General features: G+C 73.8%; 22 protein-coding genes. 7 read left to right on the forward strand and 15 right to left on the reverse strand.

What is annotated here, in order from left to right:
- Positions 1–165: 165 nt before the first annotated feature.
- The 3 genes from RWK90_RS05195 to RWK90_RS05205 all read left to right on the forward strand — a co-directional run bounded on the left by RWK90_RS05195 (position 166) and on the right by RWK90_RS05205 (position 4,500).
- A complete protein-coding gene (locus tag RWK90_RS05195) occupies positions 166–921 on the forward strand; it encodes an ABC transporter ATP-binding protein (RefSeq protein ID WP_314035455.1) in 756 nt (251 codons plus the stop codon).
- A complete protein-coding gene (locus RWK90_RS05200; protein ID WP_314035457.1) occupies positions 918–3,554 on the forward strand; it encodes an FtsX-like permease family protein in 2,637 nt (878 codons plus the stop codon). The genes RWK90_RS05195 and RWK90_RS05200 overlap by 4 nt, the downstream gene beginning before the upstream one ends.
- Before the next feature lie 70 nt (positions 3,555–3,624).
- Positions 3,625–4,500, forward strand: coding sequence for a hypothetical protein (locus tag RWK90_RS05205; RefSeq protein WP_314035459.1), 876 nt, complete (start codon positions 3,625–3,627; stop codon positions 4,498–4,500).
- Between the two features lie 146 nt (positions 4,501–4,646).
- Here the strand turns inward: RWK90_RS05205 and RWK90_RS05210 are convergent, their stop codons facing one another.
- Positions 4,647–4,997, reverse strand: coding sequence for a DUF4229 domain-containing protein (locus tag RWK90_RS05210; RefSeq protein WP_314035461.1), 351 nt, complete (start codon positions 4,995–4,997; stop codon positions 4,647–4,649).
- A 39-nt stretch (positions 4,998–5,036) separates the two neighbouring features.
- Here RWK90_RS05210 and RWK90_RS05215 point away from each other — a divergent pair, with 39 nt between their 5' ends.
- Complete coding sequence (locus RWK90_RS05215; RefSeq protein ID WP_007632330.1) at positions 5,037–5,198, forward strand: hypothetical protein; 162 nt, start codon at positions 5,037–5,039, stop codon at positions 5,196–5,198.
- Positions 5,199–5,291: 93 nt separating this feature from the next.
- Here RWK90_RS05215 and RWK90_RS05220 read toward each other — a convergent pair whose 3' ends face one another.
- From RWK90_RS05220 to RWK90_RS05245, 6 genes are all read right to left on the reverse strand, one after another.
- Positions 5,292–5,816 (reverse strand): protein-tyrosine-phosphatase, encoded by a 525-nt coding sequence (locus RWK90_RS05220; protein WP_314035464.1) that lies wholly within the window; start codon positions 5,814–5,816, stop codon positions 5,292–5,294.
- 390 nt (positions 5,817–6,206) lie between these two features.
- A complete protein-coding gene (locus tag RWK90_RS05225; protein WP_314035466.1) occupies positions 6,207–6,983 on the reverse strand; it encodes an enoyl-CoA hydratase in 777 nt (258 codons plus the stop codon).
- A 155-nt stretch (positions 6,984–7,138) separates the two neighbouring features.
- Complete coding sequence (locus RWK90_RS05230) at positions 7,139–7,273, reverse strand: hypothetical protein (RefSeq protein WP_007632323.1); 135 nt, start codon at positions 7,271–7,273, stop codon at positions 7,139–7,141.
- A 109-nt stretch (positions 7,274–7,382) separates the two neighbouring features.
- On the reverse strand, positions 7,383–8,042 hold the full coding sequence (gene rfbC / locus RWK90_RS05235) for a dTDP-4-dehydrorhamnose 3,5-epimerase (protein ID WP_314035469.1): 660 nt from the start codon (positions 8,040–8,042) through the stop codon (positions 7,383–7,385).
- An 89-nt stretch (positions 8,043–8,131) separates the two neighbouring features.
- Positions 8,132–8,683 carry an LpqN/LpqT family lipoprotein gene (locus tag RWK90_RS05240; RefSeq protein ID WP_314035471.1) on the reverse strand — a complete coding sequence of 184 codons (552 nt, stop codon included), beginning with the start codon at positions 8,681–8,683 and terminating at the stop codon, positions 8,132–8,134.
- 14 nt (positions 8,684–8,697) lie between these two features.
- Positions 8,698–9,504 carry an SDR family oxidoreductase gene (locus RWK90_RS05245; protein ID WP_314035473.1) on the reverse strand — a complete coding sequence of 269 codons (807 nt, stop codon included), beginning with the start codon at positions 9,502–9,504 and terminating at the stop codon, positions 8,698–8,700.
- Positions 9,505–9,700: 196 nt separating this feature from the next.
- Here RWK90_RS05245 and RWK90_RS05250 point away from each other — a divergent pair, with 196 nt between their 5' ends.
- Entirely contained in the window at positions 9,701–10,567 is an 867-nt protein-coding gene (locus RWK90_RS05250) for an oxygenase MpaB family protein (RefSeq protein WP_314035475.1), read from the forward strand.
- 63 nt (positions 10,568–10,630) lie between these two features.
- Here the strand turns inward: RWK90_RS05250 and RWK90_RS05255 are convergent, their stop codons facing one another.
- From RWK90_RS05255 to RWK90_RS05285, 7 genes are all read right to left on the reverse strand, one after another.
- On the reverse strand, positions 10,631–11,239 hold the full coding sequence (locus RWK90_RS05255; RefSeq protein WP_314035477.1) for a YdcF family protein: 609 nt from the start codon (positions 11,237–11,239) through the stop codon (positions 10,631–10,633).
- Positions 11,236–12,294 carry a dTDP-4-dehydrorhamnose reductase gene (gene rfbD, locus RWK90_RS05260; RefSeq protein ID WP_314035479.1) on the reverse strand — a complete coding sequence of 353 codons (1,059 nt, stop codon included), beginning with the start codon at positions 12,292–12,294 and terminating at the stop codon, positions 11,236–11,238. Before rfbD ends, RWK90_RS05255 begins: the two co-directional genes overlap by 4 nt.
- Entirely contained in the window at positions 12,291–13,172 is an 882-nt protein-coding gene (rfbA, locus tag RWK90_RS05265; RefSeq protein ID WP_314035481.1) for a glucose-1-phosphate thymidylyltransferase RfbA, read from the reverse strand. The genes rfbD and rfbA overlap by 4 nt, the downstream gene beginning before the upstream one ends.
- Positions 13,173–13,188: 16 nt before the next feature.
- On the reverse strand, positions 13,189–14,301 hold the full coding sequence (gene rfbB, locus RWK90_RS05270; protein WP_314035483.1) for a dTDP-glucose 4,6-dehydratase: 1,113 nt from the start codon (positions 14,299–14,301) through the stop codon (positions 13,189–13,191).
- Positions 14,302–14,311: 10 nt separating this feature from the next.
- A complete protein-coding gene (locus tag RWK90_RS05275) occupies positions 14,312–15,178 on the reverse strand; it encodes a hypothetical protein (RefSeq protein WP_314035485.1) in 867 nt (288 codons plus the stop codon).
- Positions 15,179–15,212: 34 nt separating this feature from the next.
- Positions 15,213–16,415, reverse strand: a complete 1,203-nt coding sequence (locus tag RWK90_RS05280) for a YhjD/YihY/BrkB family envelope integrity protein (RefSeq protein ID WP_314035487.1) — start codon at positions 16,413–16,415, stop codon at positions 15,213–15,215.
- A gap of 317 nt (positions 16,416–16,732) precedes the next feature.
- Positions 16,733–17,806 (reverse strand): YihY/virulence factor BrkB family protein, encoded by a 1,074-nt coding sequence (locus RWK90_RS05285; protein ID WP_314035490.1) that lies wholly within the window; start codon positions 17,804–17,806, stop codon positions 16,733–16,735.
- 224 nt (positions 17,807–18,030) lie between these two features.
- Here RWK90_RS05285 and RWK90_RS05290 point away from each other — a divergent pair, with 224 nt between their 5' ends.
- Both RWK90_RS05290 and RWK90_RS05295 read left to right on the forward strand, forming a co-directional pair.
- On the forward strand, positions 18,031–18,429 hold the full coding sequence (locus RWK90_RS05290) for a hypothetical protein (protein ID WP_314035492.1): 399 nt from the start codon (positions 18,031–18,033) through the stop codon (positions 18,427–18,429).
- Positions 18,430–18,564: 135 nt separating this feature from the next.
- Positions 18,565–19,689 carry an NAD-dependent epimerase/dehydratase family protein gene (locus tag RWK90_RS05295; RefSeq protein WP_314035494.1) on the forward strand — a complete coding sequence of 375 codons (1,125 nt, stop codon included), beginning with the start codon at positions 18,565–18,567 and terminating at the stop codon, positions 19,687–19,689.
- 18 nt (positions 19,690–19,707) lie between these two features.
- On the opposite strand, the gene RWK90_RS05300 is transcribed toward RWK90_RS05295, so the two are convergent.
- Positions 19,708–20,520, reverse strand: coding sequence for a 3'(2'),5'-bisphosphate nucleotidase CysQ (locus RWK90_RS05300; protein WP_314035496.1), 813 nt, complete (start codon positions 20,518–20,520; stop codon positions 19,708–19,710).
- Positions 20,521–20,654 lie beyond the last annotated feature (134 nt).

Consider the following 20,654-nt stretch of genomic DNA (forward strand, 5'->3'; position numbering starts at 1 on the left):
GGAGGCGGGAGGCTGGAGCCGGGAGGGAGCTGGCACGACCGGGCGCAGCCCAGTCACACCGGCATCGTACGTCACACCAGTCACACGAGCCACAGTCGTTCTCGGCGCGCCCCGGTGATCCCTACACTCACCTCTCGGACGCCACGCCCCGACGGAAGGACCCCCGTGACCCCACCCCCCGAGATCGCGATCCGGGCCAAGGGCCTGCGCAAGACCTACTCCCACGGGCGGGTGACGGTGCGGGCGCTGGACGGCGTCGACGTGGCGATCGACAAGGGGCGCTGGACCGCGGTCATGGGCCCGTCCGGCAGCGGCAAGTCCACCCTCATGCACTGCCTGGCCGGCCTCGACACCCCCGACCACGGCACCGTGACCATCGGGTCCACCGAGGTCACCCGCCTGCGCGACGCCGGCCGCACCCGCCTGCGCCGCACCCGCGTGGGCTTCGTGTTCCAGTCCTTCAACCTCGTCCCGTCGCTGTCGGTGCGGGAGAACATCGTGCTGCCCGTGCGGATGGCGTTCCGCCGGCCCGACCGCGCGCGCCTGGACGCCCTCGTCGGCGAACTGGGCATCGGGGACCTCCTGCGGCGCCGTCCGCACGAGCTGTCGGGCGGCCAGCAGCAGCGGGTGGCGATCGCGCGCGCCCTGCTGCCGCGCCCCGACGTCGTGTTCGCCGACGAACCCACCGGCAACCTCGACTCCGAGTCCGGTGAGGCCGTACTCGGCCTGCTCGGCGCGTGCGCACGCGAGACCGGGCAGACGGTCGTCATGGTCACCCACGACGCGCACGCCGCCGCGCACACGGACTCGGTCCTGGTCCTGGCCGACGGCCGGATCGCCGACGAGGTGGACTCCCCCACCGTCGAGGCCGTGGACGCCGCCATGCGCGCGATCGCCGCCCGCCGGTCGGCCACCGCGTGAGCGCCCGACTGGTCCTGGGCCAGCTGCGCGCCCACGCTGGCCGCTACCTGGGCACCGTGCTGGCGATCGCCGTGGCCGTGGCGTTCGTGCTGGCCTCGGTGGGCGTCCTGCGGACGATGTCCGCCAGCGCCGACGCCTCCTTCGGCATGCGGTACGCCGACACCGCCGTGCTCGTGCAGCACCTCGGGGACCGGACCTCCGCGGGCACCGGGGCCGCGCGCGAGGAGGCGGCCGAGGCGCAGCGGCTCGGCCTGGAGGCCATCGCCGCCACACCGGGCGTGCGGGCGGTGACGGTCGACGCGCAGACGTGGGTGCGGGTCCGGGTGGACGGACGCGCCCAACGGATGACGACGACGACGACCCTGGCCACCGATGACGGCCTGCGGTGGCAACCCCTGGCGGACGGGCGGCTCCCCGCGGGCCCCGGTGAGGTCGCGGTGCGCGCGGACGCCGACCTCCCGGTGGGCGCCACGTTCGAGGTGCAGCCGAGCAGCGACGCCGATCCCGTGCCCGTGACGGTGGTGGGGCTGTTCGACCTGGCGGGGCAGCCGGACATGACGACCGCGTTCCCGCTGTACGCGACCGACGAGCAGGTGCAGCAGTGGGCCGACTCCGGCGCCGGCGGGGACGTGCGCGTGGCCTCCGACGGCACCGTGTCCGACACGGCGCTCGCCGAGGAGATCGGACGCCGGCTGGCCGAGGTGCCCGGCACGTCGGCGGTCGAGGTGTCCACCGGCGCGGCCGAGGCCGACGCCCTCGCCGAGTCCTTCATGGGCGGCCGCGAGGTCTACACGCGCGCCCTGCTGGCGTTCACCGTGCTGGCGGTGGCGGTGGCGGCCCTGGTGATCGGGACGACGTTCGCGGTGGTGTTCGCGGCCCGCGTGCGCGAGACGGCACTGCTGCGGTGCCTGGGCGCCTCCCGGCTGCAGCTGCGGGTGTCGGGGATCGCCGAGGCCCTGGTGGTGGGCGCGCTGGCCACGGCGGCCGGCCTGGCGCTGGGCCGGTTCGCGGTCTCCCTCGCGTCCCGGGAGGCGCCCCGCCTCGGGGTGACCCTGCCCCTGCAGGAGGTGAGCGTGCCCGGCCGCGCCTACCTGCTCGCCGCCGCGGTCGGCCTGGGCGTCACCCTGCTCACGGCCCTGCCGTCCCTGTGGCGCGCCACCTCGGGCAGCCCCCTCGAGGCGATGCGCCCCGCGGATGTGCGGCCCGACCCGTGGTGGCGGCGCCTGACGATGGTCGTGGTGGGCGCCGCGGTCGCGGCGTTCGGCTGGCACTCGATGTCGGCCGCGGTGGCCGCTCGGGACGTGGTCTCCGCCGGCGCGTGGGGGGTGCTGGCGTTCACGGGCCTGCTCGCCGTGGCCGCCGGGGCGCTGCCCACCCTGCTCGGCGCCCTCGGCACGGTCGTCGGCGCGGCACTCGGACCGGTGGGGCTGCTCGGCGCGCGCAACACCGCCCGCAGCCCGCGGCGGACCGCCGCGACGTCGTCCGCGGTCCTGGTGGGCGTGACGCTCACCGCGACGATGGTCACCGGCATCGCGCTGCTCGGCCCCGCGATCCAGAACCGCCTCGTCGACCGCGTCCCCCTGGACGTCGCCGTGACCGGAGCGAACGGCGTGCTGCCCGCCGGGCTGCCCGAGACGCTCGCCGGTACCCCGGGCGTGGCCGCCTCGCTCGTCGTCACGGACATGTACGCCGAGGACCCGCAGGGCAGGCGGACGGTCCTGCGGGTCGCCGAGCCGGACCGCGTCCGCGACGTCATGCGCCGCGACGTGGTCCTGCCGGGGCCGGGCGAGATCGTGCTGCCCGAGTCCTCCCCCGTCGCCGCGGACGCCCGCGACGGCGACGTGGTCCGGTTCACCTTCTTCTCCGAGGACGACGGCCGCGACCTCGTGGTGCGGCGGACGGCCGACCAGTGGGCCCTGGCGGCCCCGGGCAGCGTTCCCGCCTGGCCGGTGGCCGAGCTGCCCGACGGCTCGCCGTGGCCCGAGGGTGTGGAGGTGCCTCGCCAGTTCGTCCCCCGCGCCGAGCTGTGGCTGCGCATGGACGCCGCCCTCGAGGGTGAGCGGCTCGACGCCGCGCTGCAGGACGTGCGCTCGGCGGTCGTGGACGCCGCCCCGGACCTGGCGGTGACCGAGAGCTTCGCCTCCCGGGAGCAGATCGCCACGTCCGTCCGCACGGTCCTCACGTCGAGCTCACTGCTGCTCGCCGTGGCCGTCGCCCTGGCGCTGGTCGGGGTGGCCAACACGCTGACGCTGGCGGTCCGCGAGCGCACGCGGGAGATCTCGCTGCTGCGGGGCGTGGGCGTGACCCGCACCGGCGTGTGGCTCATGCTGGTGCTGGAGACGCTGCTGGTGGCGGCGTGCGCCGCCGCCCTGGGTGTCCTCCTGGGCTCGGCCTTCGGGACGGCGGGCGCGGAGGCGCTGACCGGCGCGGGCGCATCCGGCGCGAGCAGTGGCGTGGGCGGCGGTGTGGGCGGCATCTTCGCCGACCTGACCGGGGCCGGGGCCGAGGGCGGTAACGGCGGCCCGCCCGTGGCCGATCTGGTGATGGTGGGCGTCGGCGGGGCCCTCGCCGCCGTCCTCGCGGCGGGGATCGCCGGCATCGGTGCGGTGCGCACGCGGGTGACGACGAGCTGACTACCAGCGGATTCGATCCCCTCGAAATCATTCGGTGGCCATCCTTTGACAGAACTGAGACACTATCGTTATGCGAAATCGGGTGCTCCTCTCCGCCGGCGCGTTCGCGCTGGTGGCCGCGTCGTGCGCGCAGCCGGAGCCGCAGGTGCTCTCCGAGGCGCCGCGCTCCGCGTCCTCCGCTGCGCTGGCGTCGCCCACCGCGACCACCGAGCGTGAGGAACAGCAGGGCAAGTTCATCGCCCGGTGCGCGACCGAGGCCGACGGGGGCACCCCGGGGATGACCATCTTCACGGACGGCTCCCAGAACGTCACCGACCACTGCCTGAGCCGGTATTACATCGGGGTGCAGCCCGCGCCCGGGGCGTTGTACGTCCCCGACGAGGAGGCGGGCACCTACGCGCCGCCGGCCGAGACGACGACCGTCCAGCCGACGGGCGAGCAGTGGACCCCCGCCCAGCCGCGCACCGACATCGACCCGCGCGAGCCCGGGCTCACCGGTGACGACGAGACCCTCGCCGACGAGACGACCACGGACCGGCCCGACGAGCCGGGCGGGGACGACACGGACCCCTCCACCCCGGGGTCCGGCGAGCCCGGCAGCACGACACCCGGGACGACCCCCGGCGAGACCACCCCCACCTCGCCGTCGCCGACCACCCCCGGCGGCGAACCGGGTCAGACCGAGCCCGGACTGCCGGGCCTCGACGACCCGAGCACGTCCACCCCGTCGCCGGCGGGGTCGACCGAGGCGACCTCCGTCCCCACGGGCGCGGACACGCGGCAGCTGCCGGCGCCCGCCCCGCAGGCCACCGCCACGCCCACCCAGGACGCCGGGTCGTTGGGATCGGCGGGACCGGACGCGTCCGGGGAGTCGCAGACCTCCGTGCGGATACCGGCGTTCCGCTGGCCGGCCTCGTTCTGGCCGGGCGGCCCGCCGGCGAGCTGACCGACGCGGTCAGATCGCGGCCGCCGTCATCGGCCCCGCGCCCCCGACACCACGACAGCCGCGCGCCCCGGTGACCTCCCCGCGGACCCCTTCCGGTCCGGGACGTCACCGGGGCGCGCGGCTGTGGCGCCTCCCCGTGGGAGTGTTCAGGCCTCGTTCATCCGGCGGCGCAGGTCGTCCCGCTTCTCGCGCCGCCCGGAGTCGACCGCGGCGATGTCGGAGTTGATCTGCGCCCGCATCCGGCTGAACAACACCATCGACAGCGGGAGCGCGATCACCACGGAGATGATGGCCGCGACCAGCACCGGTACCTGCACCCCCGCGAGGCTGCCGATCCCGATGATGACCAGCGTCAGCGCCAGCACCAGCAGCAGGCGGACGATCGTGTAGAAGACCATGTTCCGGGCCAGACGTGCGCCGGGCGAGCCCGCTCTCGGCGTGGTCGCCGGGAGGGTGGACCCGTCCGTGGGGTGTGTTGATTCGTCTCGCTCGCTCATGGTCCCCAGGATACGTATCGTGGTGGAAAGGAGGTTCGAGTGATCTGGCTCTTCGCACTCATCGGGGTGGTGACGGTGGCGATCCTGCTGTGGCGGGCATTCGGCCCCGGCTCACGACCGGCGCCGCCGCGCGTCATCGCCCCCGACGACGATCCGGAGTTCCTGCGGGAGCTGGACCGTCGTAAACCGCTGGACCCCTGACCCGCGGGCGCGGGCGGGCGTTCGGTCCTCCCGGTCCCCCGCGGCCGAGAGGGCGGGGCGGCTCAGCTGCGCGCTCCGTGAGGGCGGGTCGGCTCAGCTGCGCGCCAGCAGGCGGACGACGGAGTCCACGGCGTCGCTGATCTGCGCCCCCGTGCGGTCGAACACCTCGGGCTCGCGCCCGATCGGGTCCTCCACGTCGAGTGCGGGATCGTCGGTGTCGATGTCCAGCCGCGCGCGGGACAGGCCCGCCAGGGTGACGGCCGGGTCCGCATCGGCCAGCGCCGCCGCCTCGAGGAGCGTGTAGGTCTTCTTCCACAGCAGCGGCGCCAGCTCCTGGACGGCGTCCCGGTGCGCGCGGGTCGCGGTGAGCACCAGATCCTTGCCCGCGAGCAGTCTGGCGGTGAGCAGCCGCGAGGCGAACCCGCCGCCGTCCCCGCCGTAACCCTGCAGCACCCGCAGGGTCTCGCGATGGATCTCCACGCCGTTGGCGGCGCGGGTCCCGGCGGAGTCCACCGTCACGTCGAGACCAGCCTCGGCGGCTCGCGCGGCGAGCAGCCGCTCCGCGAGCGGTGAGCGACACATGTTGCCTGTACAGACCGTCATCACGGAGAGCGCCATGCCCCGATCCTAGTCAGCGGCCGGGCCGGCCCCGAGCTCCCCCGACCGGGCGGGCGGCAGTCCACGGCAGCCGCTCCCGCCGACAGCGTCTCGCCCGCCCTCCCTCCACAGCCGCTCCCGCCGATGGCGTCTCGCCCTCCCTCCCTCCACAGCCGCTCCCGCCGATGGCGTCTCGCCCTCCCCGCGGAGCGCGCGAGACGCCATCCCGAGGGGCGGCTGCAGGCGCGGTGCGCATCGAGACGGGCGAGACGCCATCGCGACGAGCGGCTGCACGGATCCGCAGCGGCCGGACGGGCCCGCGGGGCAGGACGGGCTGCAGCGGCCGGACGGACCGCCGCGGCGAGTTGACCCGCCGGGCGCGGACGCCTCGGGGGCACGGCCGCTACGGGCTCACTCTCCGCGCCACTGCGGGGTGCGCTTCTCCAGGAACGCGCTCATCCCCTCCTGGGCGTCGCACGTCACGGCGTTGGTGGCCATGGTCTCGGCCATCTCCCGGTAGGCCTCTGCCTGCGGCAGGTCGATCTGCCGGTAGAAGGCCTGCTTGCCGATCTCCAGCGTCAGCGGGCTCGCGTCGGCGATCTGCGTGGCCAACTCGTTCACCCGGGCGCGCAGCCGGTCGGCGGGGACCGCCTCGTTGATCAGGCCCCACTCGACGGCGGTGGCCGTGTCGATGGTCTCGCCGGTCAGGAGCATCTGCATGGCCCTCTTCCGACCGATGTTGCGGGAGACCGCCACCATCGGTGTCGAGCAGAACAGTCCGATCTTCACGCCGGGGGTGCCGAAGCGAGCGGTGTCGACGGCCACGGCCAGGTCGCAGGTCGCGACGAGTTGGCAGCCCGCGGCCACGGCGTGCCCCTGGACCTCGGCGATCACGGGCTGGCCGATGGCCTGGATGCTCTCCATCAGCTCCACGCAGGTCGTGAAGACCTCACGCTCCTGCTCGAGGGTGCGTTCGACCATCTCGCCGATCTCGTGTCCGGCCGACAGCGCCGGTCCGGAGCCGGTGAGGACGACGACCCGGCAGTCGGGGTCGTCCCCGAGTGACCGGATCGCGGCGGTGGCCTCGCGCATCATCTGCAGGGACAGCGGGTTGCGGCGCTCGGGCCGGTCGAGGGTGACGCGGGCGATCGGGCCGGTGCGCTCGACGAGGACGTACGGGGTGGTCACTGGGGCCTCCGGGAGGGATGAGGGGTAGCCTCCCCTGGTTCTACCGTCCGCGGGGCCCGCCCGGGGCCGGACGCGCGCTGCTGCCCCCGCGTGAAGTCCCCGACGCCGCGCTGCTGCCCCCGCGTGAAGTCCCGACGCCGCGCTGCTGCCCGGCGTCAGTTCGCGGCGGCGCGGTGCTGGCCGTCGCACCACTGCTCGGCGGGCACGGCGGCCTTGACCTGGTCGACGTGCTCGCCGCAGCCCTCCCAGGTGGTCTTGCCGCAGACGGGGCAGGTGACGGGGTAACACATGGGGATCTCCTCGGGTGTCGGATGGATGTCGGTACGCCGCGCCGGCGGCCGCGGCCGGCTCGCCGGGCACGGGCGGGCGACGTTCGGCGGGCAGGTCGCCGAGGGTAGGTCAGCCCTGCGCGGGGCGCCACTCGGCGTCGACCCGGGGGGTGGCCTCCCGCAGCCGGTCGGTGTGCGACCGGCACGCGTCCCACTGCGGCAACCGGCCGGCGGCGGCCACGTCGAGCAGGCTGGGGGCGTCCCGGTCGCGCTCGCTCATGACGTGCTCGATCGCGGTGCCGTCGAGGGCCACGTGCGGCCAGTCGATGGCGATCTTGGGGTCGAAGGCGTCGATGACGTGCTCGGCCCCGGGCCGCCAGCCCTCGGAGCAGAAGTACATCACGGTGGACTGCGGTTCGAGCGCGAGGAAACCGTGGGCCACGCCCTCGGGGATGTACACGGCGCGCTGTTCGACGGAGTCGAGGATGACGCCGGCCCACTCGCCGAAGGTCGGCGAGCCCACGCGGACGTCCACGACCACGTCAAAGACCGTGCCGGAGGGGCACAGCACGTACTTGGCCTGCCCGGGCGGAACCTCGGCGTAGTGCAGGCCGCGCAGCACGCCCTCTCCGGAGACGGACACGTTGACCTGGGCGAGGTCGAAGCGGTGGCCGGTCATCTCGCGGAAGGCGGGGTCGGTGAACGCCTCGTGGAAGACCCCGCGGTCGTCGGAGATCTGGCGCGGGGTGATCTCCCACGCCCCCGTCACACTGAGCTCGCGCAGCTGCACGCTCGTCCCGCCTTCCTGAGAGTCCGTTCCCGGCCCCCGCGGGCCGCCGCCCGCCGGCGGCGGGTGCCCGTCCCGGGGCGCCGACAACACTAGCCGCGCATCGCGTCGACGATCTGCCCGGCCGTCCACTCGCCGATGAGCAGGCAGCTCATCGCGTCGTCGTGGACGGAGGTGTCCTCCCGCCACCCGGTGACGACGAACTGGAAGACGTAGGTGGCCTGGTCGTCACTCCATCCCACGATGAGGCTCGAGGTGGCCATCGCGCCGGGTTCGGCGGTGTAGGTGCCCCGCAGGTAGCGGTAGATGCTGGTGACGGCGCCGGCGTCCTCGTCGCCCTCGCCGGCCACCTGGTCCTGCAGGGTCCAGTCGGCGAGCGCGTCGGCGGTGGCGACGATCATCTCCACCGCCTGTTCGGTGTCCATCGCGGGGGCGACGCGCGCGCAGGTGGCCACGGCGTTGGGCGAGAACCCGTCGCGGTGGGCGCCGGGGTCGACGTAGATCACCGCGGACGGCTCGGGCGATTCGATGCGCTGCCACGGCGGGCTGTCCACCCACGTGAGCGGCTGGGCGGCCACGGCCATCGGCGGGGTCGCCTCGAGGGCGCGGCCGGTGGAGGCGCAGTACTCCTGGATCGAGGTCACGTCTGCGGTCCCCCTCAGCCCTGCAGTCCGGCGCCGACGATGTGGGCGCCACCGTCCACGACGAGGGTCTGGCCGGTGATCCAGTGCGCGTCGTCGGACAGCAGGAACGCCACGGGGCCGGCGATATCGTCGGGCACGCCGAGCCGGCCGGCGGGCAGGGCCGCGCCCATGGCCTCCTCACGGCCGGAGTAGAGCGCCTCGGCGAAGCGGGTCTTGACCACGCCCGGGGCGACGGCGTTGACGCGCACCGCGGGGCCCACCTCCACGGCGAGTTCCTGGGTCAGGCGCATGACGAGTGCCTTCGTGGCGCCGTACCAGCCGATCCCGGGTGAGGGCGCGAGGCCGGCGATGGAGGCGATGTTGACCACCGCGCCGCCGCACTCGCCGAGGCCCGAGTGGTAGACCTTCTGCGTCCACGAGAGCGTGCCCAGGGCGTTGACCTCGGTGATCTTGCGGGCGGCCGCCAGGTCGATGTCGACGGTGCGGCCGTAGGCGGGGTTGATACCGGTGTTGTTGACCAGCAGATCGATGGGCCCGAACGCCTGCTCGGCGCGGGCGACGACCTCGCGTTGGTGGTCCTCGTCGTCGCTCTTGCCCGCCACCGCGAGGACCCGGTCGGGCGCGTCGAGCTCGGTGAGGGCGGCGTCCAGGCCCTCCTGCCCGCGCGCGGTGATGACCACCGAGGCCCCCTCCGCGAGGAGCCTCCGGGCGATGCCCAGGCCGATCCCCCGGCTCGCGCCGGTGACGAGGGCGGTGCGGCCGGCGAAACGCTCGGGCACGACGGGGCCGGTGCGGGGGGCGGTGTGGGGGGTGGCGGTCACGGCCGTCTCCTTGGGGTTCGGGAAGCGTCTGGCGTGCTCGGCCCAGCCTAGAGGCACCGGCGGTGTCGGACGTTCATGGGATTTCCTCAGCGATCACTCCGTCTTTTCTTCACCGGGGCGCGGCCGCGCGATAGAGTCTGCGACAGGTCCCATCCGGCCGCCCCCTCAGGCGGCGTCACTACCCCGGGGTGTGTGCATGTCACCACTAGTTCCACGCGGTACGGCGGACTCGCCGGTGTGCTCGATCCTCGACATCCCCGGCCCCCGCTGGTTCCAGCCCGGTGACCCCGTCTGGCGGGTCCACGGCGACGCGTCCACGCCGATCGGCATCACGACCGGCCTGCTCATGCTGGCCGCCGACCCCGCGTACGCCTCGATTATGACCGCGTGTGGGGCGGACGAGGACCCGTGGACGATGGACAATTACCTGCACGATCTGGTGGAGATCTCGACGTTCGGCACGGTCGACGACGCGATGGTGACGATCGAGCACGCGCACCGCGACCGCGGGTCGTTCACCGGCACCACCGAGCACGGGAACTACTACTACGGTTCGGACCCGGCGTTGGTGGAGTGGGCGCAGGCCGCGCTGGCGTGGGCGTTGCTCGCGGCGTTCCAGCGGTTCTCGGGTCGGCCGCTCACCTCCGCCGAGTCGGATCGGTACGTGTGCCAGTGGGCGGGTCTCGCCCGGTTGCAGGGTGCCCGCACCTTTCCCACCACCGTCCGTGAGCTCGAGCAGCTGCTGCGGGGTGCCCGCGGGCGGGCGCGGGTGACGGCGGCGGGGCGTCAGGCGGCGCGTCGGCTGCGGGAGACCGCCCGAGCGTGCCGGGGCGTGTCGGAGAACTCGGTCACCGCGCACCGGTCGTGCACGACGGTGGTCGACGCGGCCGCGAGTCTGGTGCCGTCGGACGTGCGGCGGGCGCTGGACCTGCCGCACCGGCCGATGGACCGGACCGCCGTGTTCGGCCGGATCGCCCGCGCGCACGAGGGGCTGACCTCGCCGCGGCTCACCACGCGCGCCCCGATCGCGGTGCCGTCGGCGATGCGGACTCAGTCGGCCTGACCTCCCGTCCGGGCGGCCACCTGCGCTACGCGGACCCCGCCCGGCGGGCCGCCTGGCCCCGCGTCACCAGTGGCCGTTGACGCGGCCCTTGATCCAGCCGGCGATCTCCCACACCAGGTGCACGGGCAGCATCACGCGGTCGACCCGGTCGATGGGCGTCATCCGCACGTCGAGGTCCGTGGCGTTGCGCATCCACGTCCCCGCCCGCAGCGTGTGGGGGCGGTTGGTCACCACCAGCACCCGCTCCCAGCCGCGCGCGCGGGCGATGGCGTCCACCGCGAGCGCCTCGCCCCAGGTGGTGCGCGGGTCGGGTGAGAAGCACACGACCTCGGCGTCTGCGGGCCGGGCGATGCCGGTGCACAGGCGCCGCGCCACGAGTTCGGAGGTGCCGCCGGGGTTGCTGACGAGGAGCGTGTCGGCGTACCCGGCCTCGACGAGGTCGCGGGCGTGCAGGTGTCGGCCGTCGTCGGCGCCGGCGAGCATGACGACCGCGTCAGCGCGTACCGGTTCGTCGCCGTGCGGACGGAGGAGGAAGGCGCCCCAGGCGGTGAGCCCGAGGGCGGCGACCAGTACCGCCGCACCGAGGCCCGTCGCAACCCGGCGCAGCGCGGTCCCGCCGGGGGCGGACCGGCGGGAGGCGCTCCGGGTTCGGCGCGGCGAGGCCGGGGTCACCGGGGCGAGCGGGACGACGACGACGAGGTGTCCACTCCCCCGGCGCCCGTTCCCGTGTCGAGTGCCGCGCGCAGGCTGTCGTCCCAGTCCGGCAGCGGCGTCAGTCCGGCGTCGGCCCAGGCCCGCCCGGACAGCACGGAGAACGCGGGTCGCGGGGCGGGCCGGGGGAAGTCGGCGGTGGTGCAGGGACGGACACGGGCCGGGTCGGCGCCCAGGTACGCGAACGTGCGGCGGGCCACCTCGTACCAGGTGGCACGGCCGGAACCGGCGACGTGCAGGACGAGGCCACGGGTGTCGACGGCGGCCGCGGCAGCGTCCCGGGTGGCACCGTCGAGCGCGGCGGCCTCGCGGGCGAGCATCTCGAGGATCGCCGCGGCCAGTGTCGGCGCGTGCGTGGGCGAGCCCCACTGGTCGTCCACCACGCTGACCTCGTCACGCTCCCGCTCGAGGCGGGCCATGGTCGCCACGAAGTCCCCGCCGGGGATCCCCAGTCGCTCCCGCTCCGGCCCGGTGTACACCCAGGACGTGCGCAGGATCGTCGCCTCGGGGTGGGCGGCCAGCACGGCGTGCTCGCCGGCCAGTTTGGTGCGGCCGTACACGGTGGCCGGGGCGGTCACGTCCGTCGGCTCGAGCGCCGGGGCGGTCTCCGGGTCGGGCTCACCCGCTCCGCCCGGGGCCCCGCGGCCGCCGGGGACCTCGCCGGAGAACACGTAGTCGGTACTGATGTGCACCAGCCGCAGGCCGCGCTCCCGGCACGCCTCCGCCAGGATCCGCGGCCCCTCCACGTTGACCAGGTGCGCGCCCGCCTCGTCCGACTCGGCCCCGTCGACATTGGTGTACGCCGCGGCGTTGATCACCACCGCCGGCAGGTGCCGGTCCAGGTACCCCGCCACCGACTCCGCAGTGCTGATGTCCAGCTCGTCCCGGCCGGGAGCGAGCACCTCGCCGGGCCCGGCCAGCCGCAGGTGCGTGCCCACCTGACCGCGCCCGCCGGTCACCAGCACGCGCGGCAGCGCGTCCGGGAGTTCGGCGGTGCCGTCGTCGTCGGCGTTCACGGCGTACGCCCCTTCTCCCTGCGCAGGATCTCCAATAAGTATCGGCCGTACCCCGACTTCTGCAGGGCGTGGGCACGGGTGGTGAGCTCGTCGTCGTCGAGATACCCCATCCGCCACGCCACCTCCTCCGGGCAGCCGATCTTCAGGCCCTGCCGGTCCTCGATGGTGCGGACGTAGTTGCCCGCGTCGAGCAGCGAATCGTGTGTGCCCGTGTCGAGCCAGGCGGTGCCACGCGGGAGCACCTCCACCTGCAGCCGCCCCTGCTCGAGATAGTGGCGGTTGACGTCGGTGATCTCGTACTCCCCCCGCGCCGACCTGCTCAGCCCGCGCGCCACCTCCACGACGTCGGCACTATAGAAGTAGAGGCCCGGCACGGCGAAGTCCGAGGCCGGGTTCTCCGGCTTCTCCTCGAGACTGATCGCCCGCCCGTCCGCGTCGAAGTCGATCACCCCGTACCTGCTCGGATCGGCCACCCGGTAGGCGAACACCGCGCCCCCGTCGAGGTCGGCGAACCGACGCAACTGCGTGCCCATGCCCGGGCCGTAGAAGATGTTGTCACCCAGGATCAGCGCCACCGGCTCGTCTCCGATGTGCTCGGCGCCCAGCACGAACGCCTGCGCTAACCCCTCCGGCGCCGCCTGCTCCACGTAGCTCAGCGTGATGCCGAACTGGCTCCCGTCACCCAGCAGCCGCCGGAACTGACCCGCGTCCTCGGGCGTCGTGATGACGAGGATGTCGCGGATCCCCGCCAGCATCAGCGTCGACAGCGGGTAGTAGATCATCGGCTTGTCGTACACCGGCACCAGCTGCTTGCTCGTGGCGAGCGTGAGCGGCTGCAACCGCGTACCGCTGCCGCCGGCCAGGACGATGCCCTTCACCGCGCCACCCCCACCGTCACAGCACCGTCTCCGTCCGCGCGTACCGCGCCTCGACCCGCTCCTTGACCGGCGCCCACCAGTCCCGGTGCTCGGCGTACCACTCGATGGTCTGGCGCAGGCCCTCGCGGAAGTCGGTGTGCCGCGGCTGCCAGCCCAGCTCTTCGCGGGTCGCCGAGGCGTCGATCGCGTACCGCAGGTCGTGGCCCGGCCGGTCCGTGACGTGGTCGAACCCCGGGTCACCGTCCGTGCCCGCGACGCCCATGAGCTCGCAGATCAGCCGCATGACCTCGAGATTCGAGCGCTCGCCGTCCGCGCCGATCAGGTACGTCCGGCCCGGCTCCCCCGACTCGAGGATGCGCAGGACCGCGGCGTTGTGGTCGTCGACATGGATCCAGTCCCGCACGTTGGCTCCACTGCCGTAGAGGCGGGGCCGGCGACCGTCCAGGATGTTGGTGATCTGCCGCGGGATGAACTTCTCCACGTGCTGGTACGGCCCGTAATTGTTGGAGCAGTTGCTGATCGTGGCGCGCACCCCGAAACTGCGGACCCACGCGCGCACCAGCATGTCCGCCCCCGCCTTGGTCGCCGAGTACGGACTCGACGGGTTGTACGCCGTCGCCGCCGTGAACTTGGCCGGGTCGTCCAACTGCAGATCCCCGTAGACCTCGTCCGTCGACACGTGGTGCAGCCGCACGTCATGGCGACGGCACGCCTCGAGAATGGTGTACGTGCCCACGATGTTGGAGTGCACGAACGGCCACGGCGTCGCCAACGAGTTGTCGTTGTGACTCTCCGCCGCGAAGTGCACGACCGCGTCGCGCGGCCCCGTCAGCTCCGAGACCAACCGATCCGTGATCGCGGCGTCCGCACAATCCGCCTCCACCAGCTCTACGCGACCCCGCCCGCCGGCGGTGCCGCCGCGGTCCTCGTCGTCGTCCCCCACCGGCCGACCACCACTCGACGGGCCCGCCCCGCCCGCCGGCTCGAGGAGGTCCGCGAGACTCTCACGATTGGCCGCGTACGTCATGGAATCCAGCACCGTGACGTGTGCCTGCGGGTGCTCGCGGACGACGGAGCGGACGAAGTTGGCGCCGATGAACCCGGCTCCCCCGGTGACGACGAGGCGCATGGGCACAACCCTACCGTCCGGCCGGACCGCCACCCGACGGCTCGTCGCGCTGCCGGTCCGCCCAGCGCCGCTTGATCTCGCGCGACCTCCGCGAGTGCCGGACCGCCACCACCGCCAGGGCCACTCCCGCCACCAGCGGCACCCACACCTTGGTGTACTCGAGCAGGAACTCCACCCACCCCGGGAGCGTGACGTCCGGCCACGGGATGTTCGGCAGCGTGATGTCCGGCCACGGAATGCTCGGCCACGGGATGTCCGGCCACGGGATGCTCGGCCACGGGATGTCCGCCAGGCGCTCGATGATCCAGTCGAGCACGGGATCCAGCAACCGGCCGAGGACCGGCAACAACAGGATCATCGCGATGGCCCACCCCGACCTGCCGATGCCCGCCGCGACCGGGTAGACCACACGTTTCCACGGCGACGACGCGATCGCCTCCAGCCGGGCCTCGGCCGCGGAGCCGGGCGGCGGGTCGAAATGCACCACGTCGAGGCCCCCGCGGAACGTCACCTGGCGGACCGCGGTGTCGAGCAGGTTGGTGCGTACCTGGACACGCGGGCCCGCGAGCGGCGGCGGCGTGGTGTGCTCACCCGGGGGCGGCGGGTCCGCCGTGAGCGAGAAGCGCCGGTCGCTGATCTGCCGGGCCCGCGCCACCACGACCCCGTCGCGGAGCAGCGCGCATCCCGGAGACGCGGCAGCCGAAGGTGCGGCCTTCTCTGGCGGCCTGCGCTGCGGGTACCCGGGGTCGATGGTCTTGAGCTCGGCCGGGGTGCCCACCGCGAACTCGAGGACCCCGTGTTCGGGATGGTCGAGGCTCCAGATCTCGGGTGCGCCGGCGTGGGCGGGGACGTCGGTCGCGGGCCTGTCATCGGTCATCACGGGCTCCTCGGTCGGCGGGCAGCCCCGCACCCTACCGGCCGGGGCCGCGCCCCTCGGCGTTGACTGTCGACTCCGCGCGAGCGGGCGCCTCGGTGTCAGTCCCGCTGTGCGGCTCGGTGTCTGACCCCGCGGCTGGCTCCGTGGCTGGCTTGCCGGGCTCGGGCGTCTTGGTCGCGGGGTCCGCGGGCTCGGGCGTCTCGGTAGCGGGGTCTGCGGGCTCGGGCGCCCGTCCATCCGCCGGCTCGCGCAGGAGCGTGCGGTATTCGGCGATCATCTTCTCGCGCTGGCGGTTCTCCCACTCGCAGGCCCGGGTGTCGCGCGGGGTCACCTGGATGACCTCCTCTGCGGCGATGCCCGACCGGAGTTGGCGCACTCGGAGCACCTCCGCATCGAGACGTACCCCGTACACCACCGCCATGTTGACCAGCCACAACCACAGGAGGAACACGATGACGCCCGCCAGCGACCCGTACACCCGGTTGAAGTTGTCGAAGTTGGAGACGAAGAAGCTCAGGCCCGCCGTGGCCACGGCGATGATCGCCAGCGCGGCCGCCGCTCCAAGCGACAGCCACGAGAACCGGCGACCGGAGATGTTGGGCGCGAACCGGTAGAGGATCGCCAACGCGAGGATCACCGCCACCACGGCGGCGGGCCACTTGGCGACCCCCCACACCGCCAGCGCGGTGTCGCCGAGCCCGATCCAGTCGCCGACCGTCTCGGCCACCGGGCCGCTGAACGCCAGCGCCACCCCGCCTACGGCGACGAGCACGATCAGCAGCGCCGTCAGCGCCAGACCGGCGGGCAGCAGCCGCCACGGTGGGCGCCCCTCCTGGATGCCGAACATCGCGTTCATGGCCCGGCCGAGGGCCCGCACGTACCGGGACGCCGACCACAACGCGACCGCCGTGCCCACGATCAGTGCGGTACCCGCGGCGGGCGTCGTGACCAGCGCCTCGACCGGCCCGCGCACCGGGTCCAGCACCTCGGGTGGTGCGACGTCGGAGAGCATGTCGATCACCGCGTCGACGGTCCTGGAGCCCTGGCCGAAGACGCCGAGCAGCGACACCACGACCAGGACCGCCGGGAACAGCGAGAGCACTCCGTAGTAGGTGAGCGACCCGGCGAGGTCGGGCCCGCGGTCGCGGAGGAACTCCGTGATCGAGCGGATGAGCACCATCCGGGTGGTCCGCAGGCCTCTGCGGATGGCGGCGGTGGGCCCGTCCGAAGTGGTCATGCCCCGATTGTGGCCGTTGCCGGCCCGGAGCGCGTCAGCCTCGCCGGGCGTGTGCCCGTCCGAGGGCGCCTGCCCGCCACCGCCACAGCCGCTCCCGGCCATGGCGTCTCGCGCGCACCGCGGGGAGGGCGAGACGCCATCCCCGGAAGCGGCTGCGGAAATCGCGCACATCCGCGGGAGCGAGACGCCATCCCTGGGAGCGGCTGCAGGGGCGGGCCCGGGAGCGGGACGCCATCCCGAGGAGCGAGACGCCATCCCCGGGAGCGGCTGCGGGGGCCGGGCGGACGGACGCGAACCCGCCGGCGGGCCGGGGCCGCTCAGTCGCGGTGGCGGGCCTGTTCGGCCTGGGCCTCGCGGCGGACCTCGGCCGCGTCGTCGATGGTCTGCTGCTGCTTCTCCGCCGCCTTGTCGCTCGCCGTGGTGTCGCGGGGCGGGAGCTGGATGGTCTCCTCGGCGGGCATCCCGGCCTGCAGCTCACGGGCGCGCTCGACCTCGGCGTCGACCTCCGCGCCGAACAGCAACGCGTTGTTGGTGATCCACAGCCAGAGAAGGAAGATGATGACGCCGGCGAGCGAGCCGTAGGTGGCGTTGTAGCTGGAGAAGTTGGTCACGTAGAAGACGAACGCGCCGGTCGCCACCGCCCACACGATCAGTGCGATGACCGCGCCGATCGAGATCCAGCGGAACTTGGGTTGCTTGACGTTGGGCGCGAACCCGTAGAGCACGGCCAGGATGACGACGACGACGAGCACCAGCACCGGCCACTTGGCGATCCCCCACACGGTCACGGCGGTCTCCCCCAGACCGATCAGGTTCCCGACCCATTCGGCGATCGGTCCACTCACCACCAGGAGGAGCCCGGCGAGGCAGACCAGCAGGAGGAGGACCGCGGTCAGCACGAGGGTGACCGGCTTGAGCTTCCAGAAGGGCCGGCCCTCCTCGACCTCGTAGATGCGGTTCATCGCCCGACCGAACGCGCCCACGTACCCGGACGCCGACCACAGCGCACCGGCGAGACCGGTGACGAGGGCGACGCCGGCGGCCGGGGTGTTGACGACCGACTCGATGGGTCCGCGCAACGCGGCGAGCGTCTCCTCCGGGGCCGCGCCCTCGAGCAACTCCATCACCGCGTCCACCGTCGCCTGGCCCTGCCCGAACACGCCGAGCAGGGACACCACCGCCAGCAGGGCGGGGAACAGCGACAGGACCGCGAAGTACGTGAGGCTCGCGGCGAGATCGGTGCACTTGTCCCTGGAGAACTCACCTACCGCGCGCTTGATGCCGATCTTCCACGCGCCACTCTTGAGTGAGGTGGGCGACTCGGGCTTGCCGTGATCGGGGTCGGCGTCCGGCTCGGGCTTGTCGGTGATGTCGCGACTCGTCGTACTCATACCTCCAGACTTTCCCACCACCGTGGCCCGTCCGCATCCGTCCCGGCGCCTCGGCGCAGGAAACCGCTCGCCCCGTCGCCTCCCGAGTGCACACGCCCCCCGGCAGGCGATACCGTGATTCCCCCGTGAGATGTGACGCGCACCCGGCTGCGTTACCCTGTTCGATGTCACGTCATCAAATTGGTGCGTCACCACACTCGAGACCACGATCAAAGGAGCACACGATGAGCCTGTCCAACGCGATTCTCCGCGGCGTCAGCGGCGCCTTCGTCCTCAACTCCGGCCTGAGCAAGCGCGGCATGCCGACCGAGGCCGCCCAGGGCCTCCAGGGCTTCGCCGCCACGGGCGTGCCGGCCGTCACCAAGATGGACCCGGACACCTTCGGCAAGTTCGTCGCCTACTCGGAGATCGGGATCGGCGCCGCGCTGCTCACCCCGGTCGTGCCCCGCCGGATCGCCGGTGCGGCCCTGGGCGTCTTCTCGGCCGGCCTGCTGGCGATGTACTTCCGCAACCCCGCCATGACCGAGTCCGACGGCATCCGCCCCAGCCAGGAGGGCATGTCCCTGGCCAAGGACGCGTTCATGGCCGCGATCGCCGGCGCCCTGGTCACGGACAACTCCTGATCTCCTGGCGGCGGGCGCACCACCTCAGCGCCCGCCGCGTCGCCCGCAGGATCGGCCCGGCCCCGCCTCGCGCGGGGCCGGGCCGACGCGCATCTTCCGGATGCGTGAGCCCGGCACATCGCCGACGATGGGGCGATGACGCAGAACCCGGAGCCCGATCCCCCGGCCCGCCGGATGCGGATCGTCGTCACCGGCGCCAGCGGCAACGTGGGCACCCCACTCGTGCGGCGCCTGCTGGCCGACGGCCACGAGGTCGTGGGGCTGTGCCGCCGCCTCCCGCCGGCCGCCCCGCCCTACGACGGCGCGTCATGGCATCGCGTCGACCTGTCGTACGCGAGCGCCGCCGACCTGGTGGACGTCCTCCGCGGCGCGGATGCGGTCATCCACCTCGCGTGGGGCTTCCAGCCGACCCGCGACGTCGACCACCACCACCGGCTGGGCGTCGGCGGGACCGCGGCCGTTGTCGAGGCGTGCCGCCTGGCGGGCGTGCCGCACCTGGTGCACCAGTCCTCGGTGGGCGCGTACGCCCCCGTCTCCGACGGCGGCCCCGGCATCTCGGTCGAGCGGCGGGTCAGCGAGGACGCCGAGCTCGGGGGCGTCCCGACCGCCGCCTACAACCGCCACAAGACGGCCGCCGAGCACCTGCTGGACCTGCACGAGCAGCGGCACCCCGGCGCTCCGACGATCGCCCGCATGCGGCCCGCGTTCATCGTCCACGGCGGGGCCGCCTCGGGGCTGCTGCGCTACTTCACCCCGGCCCTGACCCCGGCCCGCCTCATACGGGCGCTGCCGATCCTCCCGGTGGACCGTCGGCTGACCGTGCCGCTGGTCCACGGTGACGACATGGCCTCCGCGCTGGCGGCGGCCGCCACGACCGGCGTGCTGGGGGCGTTCAACATCGCCGCCGAGCCCCCGATCACGCTCGACATGCTCGCGCGCGAACTCGGTGCGCGGCCCGTGCACGTGCCCTACCGCGTGCTGCGGCAACTCGTCCACGTCAGCTGGCTGCTGCGCCTGCAGCCGGTGAGCATCGGCTGGGTCGACCTGGCGTTCGGCGCGCCGCTCATGCACACGACCCGCGCCCGCGCGGAGCTCGGGTGGAGCCCCACGGTCCCGGCGGACGTGGCATTGCGCGAGGTGATCGACGCGATCGCCGCGGGGAGGGCCGGCACGTCACCGCCGCTGCGCCGGCGCACGCTGCTCGACGCCCTGGTGAGCCTGCGCAGAGGCGGCGCGGTGGACCGCCGACGGCTGCCCTGACACCGCGGCCCGGGCCGGTCAGGCGTCGGCGATGGCGCCGAGGATCGCGTCGGCGAGGTCGGCTCGGCACACCACGAGATCGGGCAGGTACGTCTCGGCCACGTTGTACTCGAGCGGCGAGCCGTCGATCCGAACCGCCACGAACCCGCGGGCCAGCGCGACCCCCGCGGGCGCCGCGGAGTCCCACTGGTACTGCCCGCCCGCGTGGATGTAGGCGTCGGCCTCGCCGCGGACGACGGCCGCCGCCTTGGCACCGGCCGAGCCCAGCGGTACCAGATCACCACCCACGGCGTCGGCCACGGCATCGGCGAAGGCGGGCGGTCGGGAGGCCGAGAGGACGATCCTCGGCCGGGTGTCCGAACGCGGCGGCAGGAGGCCTCCCCCGTCGACCCCGCCGTTGCCCACCGGTGCGGCGTAGATCTCGTCGTCGTCGACCCCACACACCACCCCGAGCGCGGGCAGCCCCACCGCTGCGGCGGTGAGCCGTGACGACGCCGGGTCCCCGTCGCGCTCCCACAGTGCGACGTGCACGGCCCAGTCGGGCCGGTCGCCGAGACCGTATTCGCGGGTGCCGTCGACGGGATCGATGATCCACACCCGGTCCGCGTCCACGCGGGAGAGGTCGTCCCGGGACTCCTCGGAAAGGACGGCGTCGTCCGGCCGCGCGTCCGCGAGCCGCGCGAGCAGCAGCTCGTTGGCGCGACGATCACCGACGTCGCCGAGCGCGCGCCCGGTGGGGCCCGAGGACCGGAGCTCGACCAGCAGTCGCCCGGCGTCCATGGCGAGGTCGACGGCGAGCTGCTGGTCCGGGGAGCGCGTGGCGGAGGTCATGCCCCCAGCCTAGGAGGCTCACCGCCGACGCGACCGGAACCCCCGGCGTCGGCCGTGGCCGTACTCCCTCACGACTCGGGCGGGTTCGTCCGGGCACCGATGGGCGTCGGCCGCGACCCGCGCGGCTCCGCGGG

This window comes from Dietzia sp. CH92 (genome assembly GCF_032248695.1).
Classification (GTDB): Bacteria; Actinomycetota; Actinomycetes; order Mycobacteriales; family Mycobacteriaceae; genus Dietzia.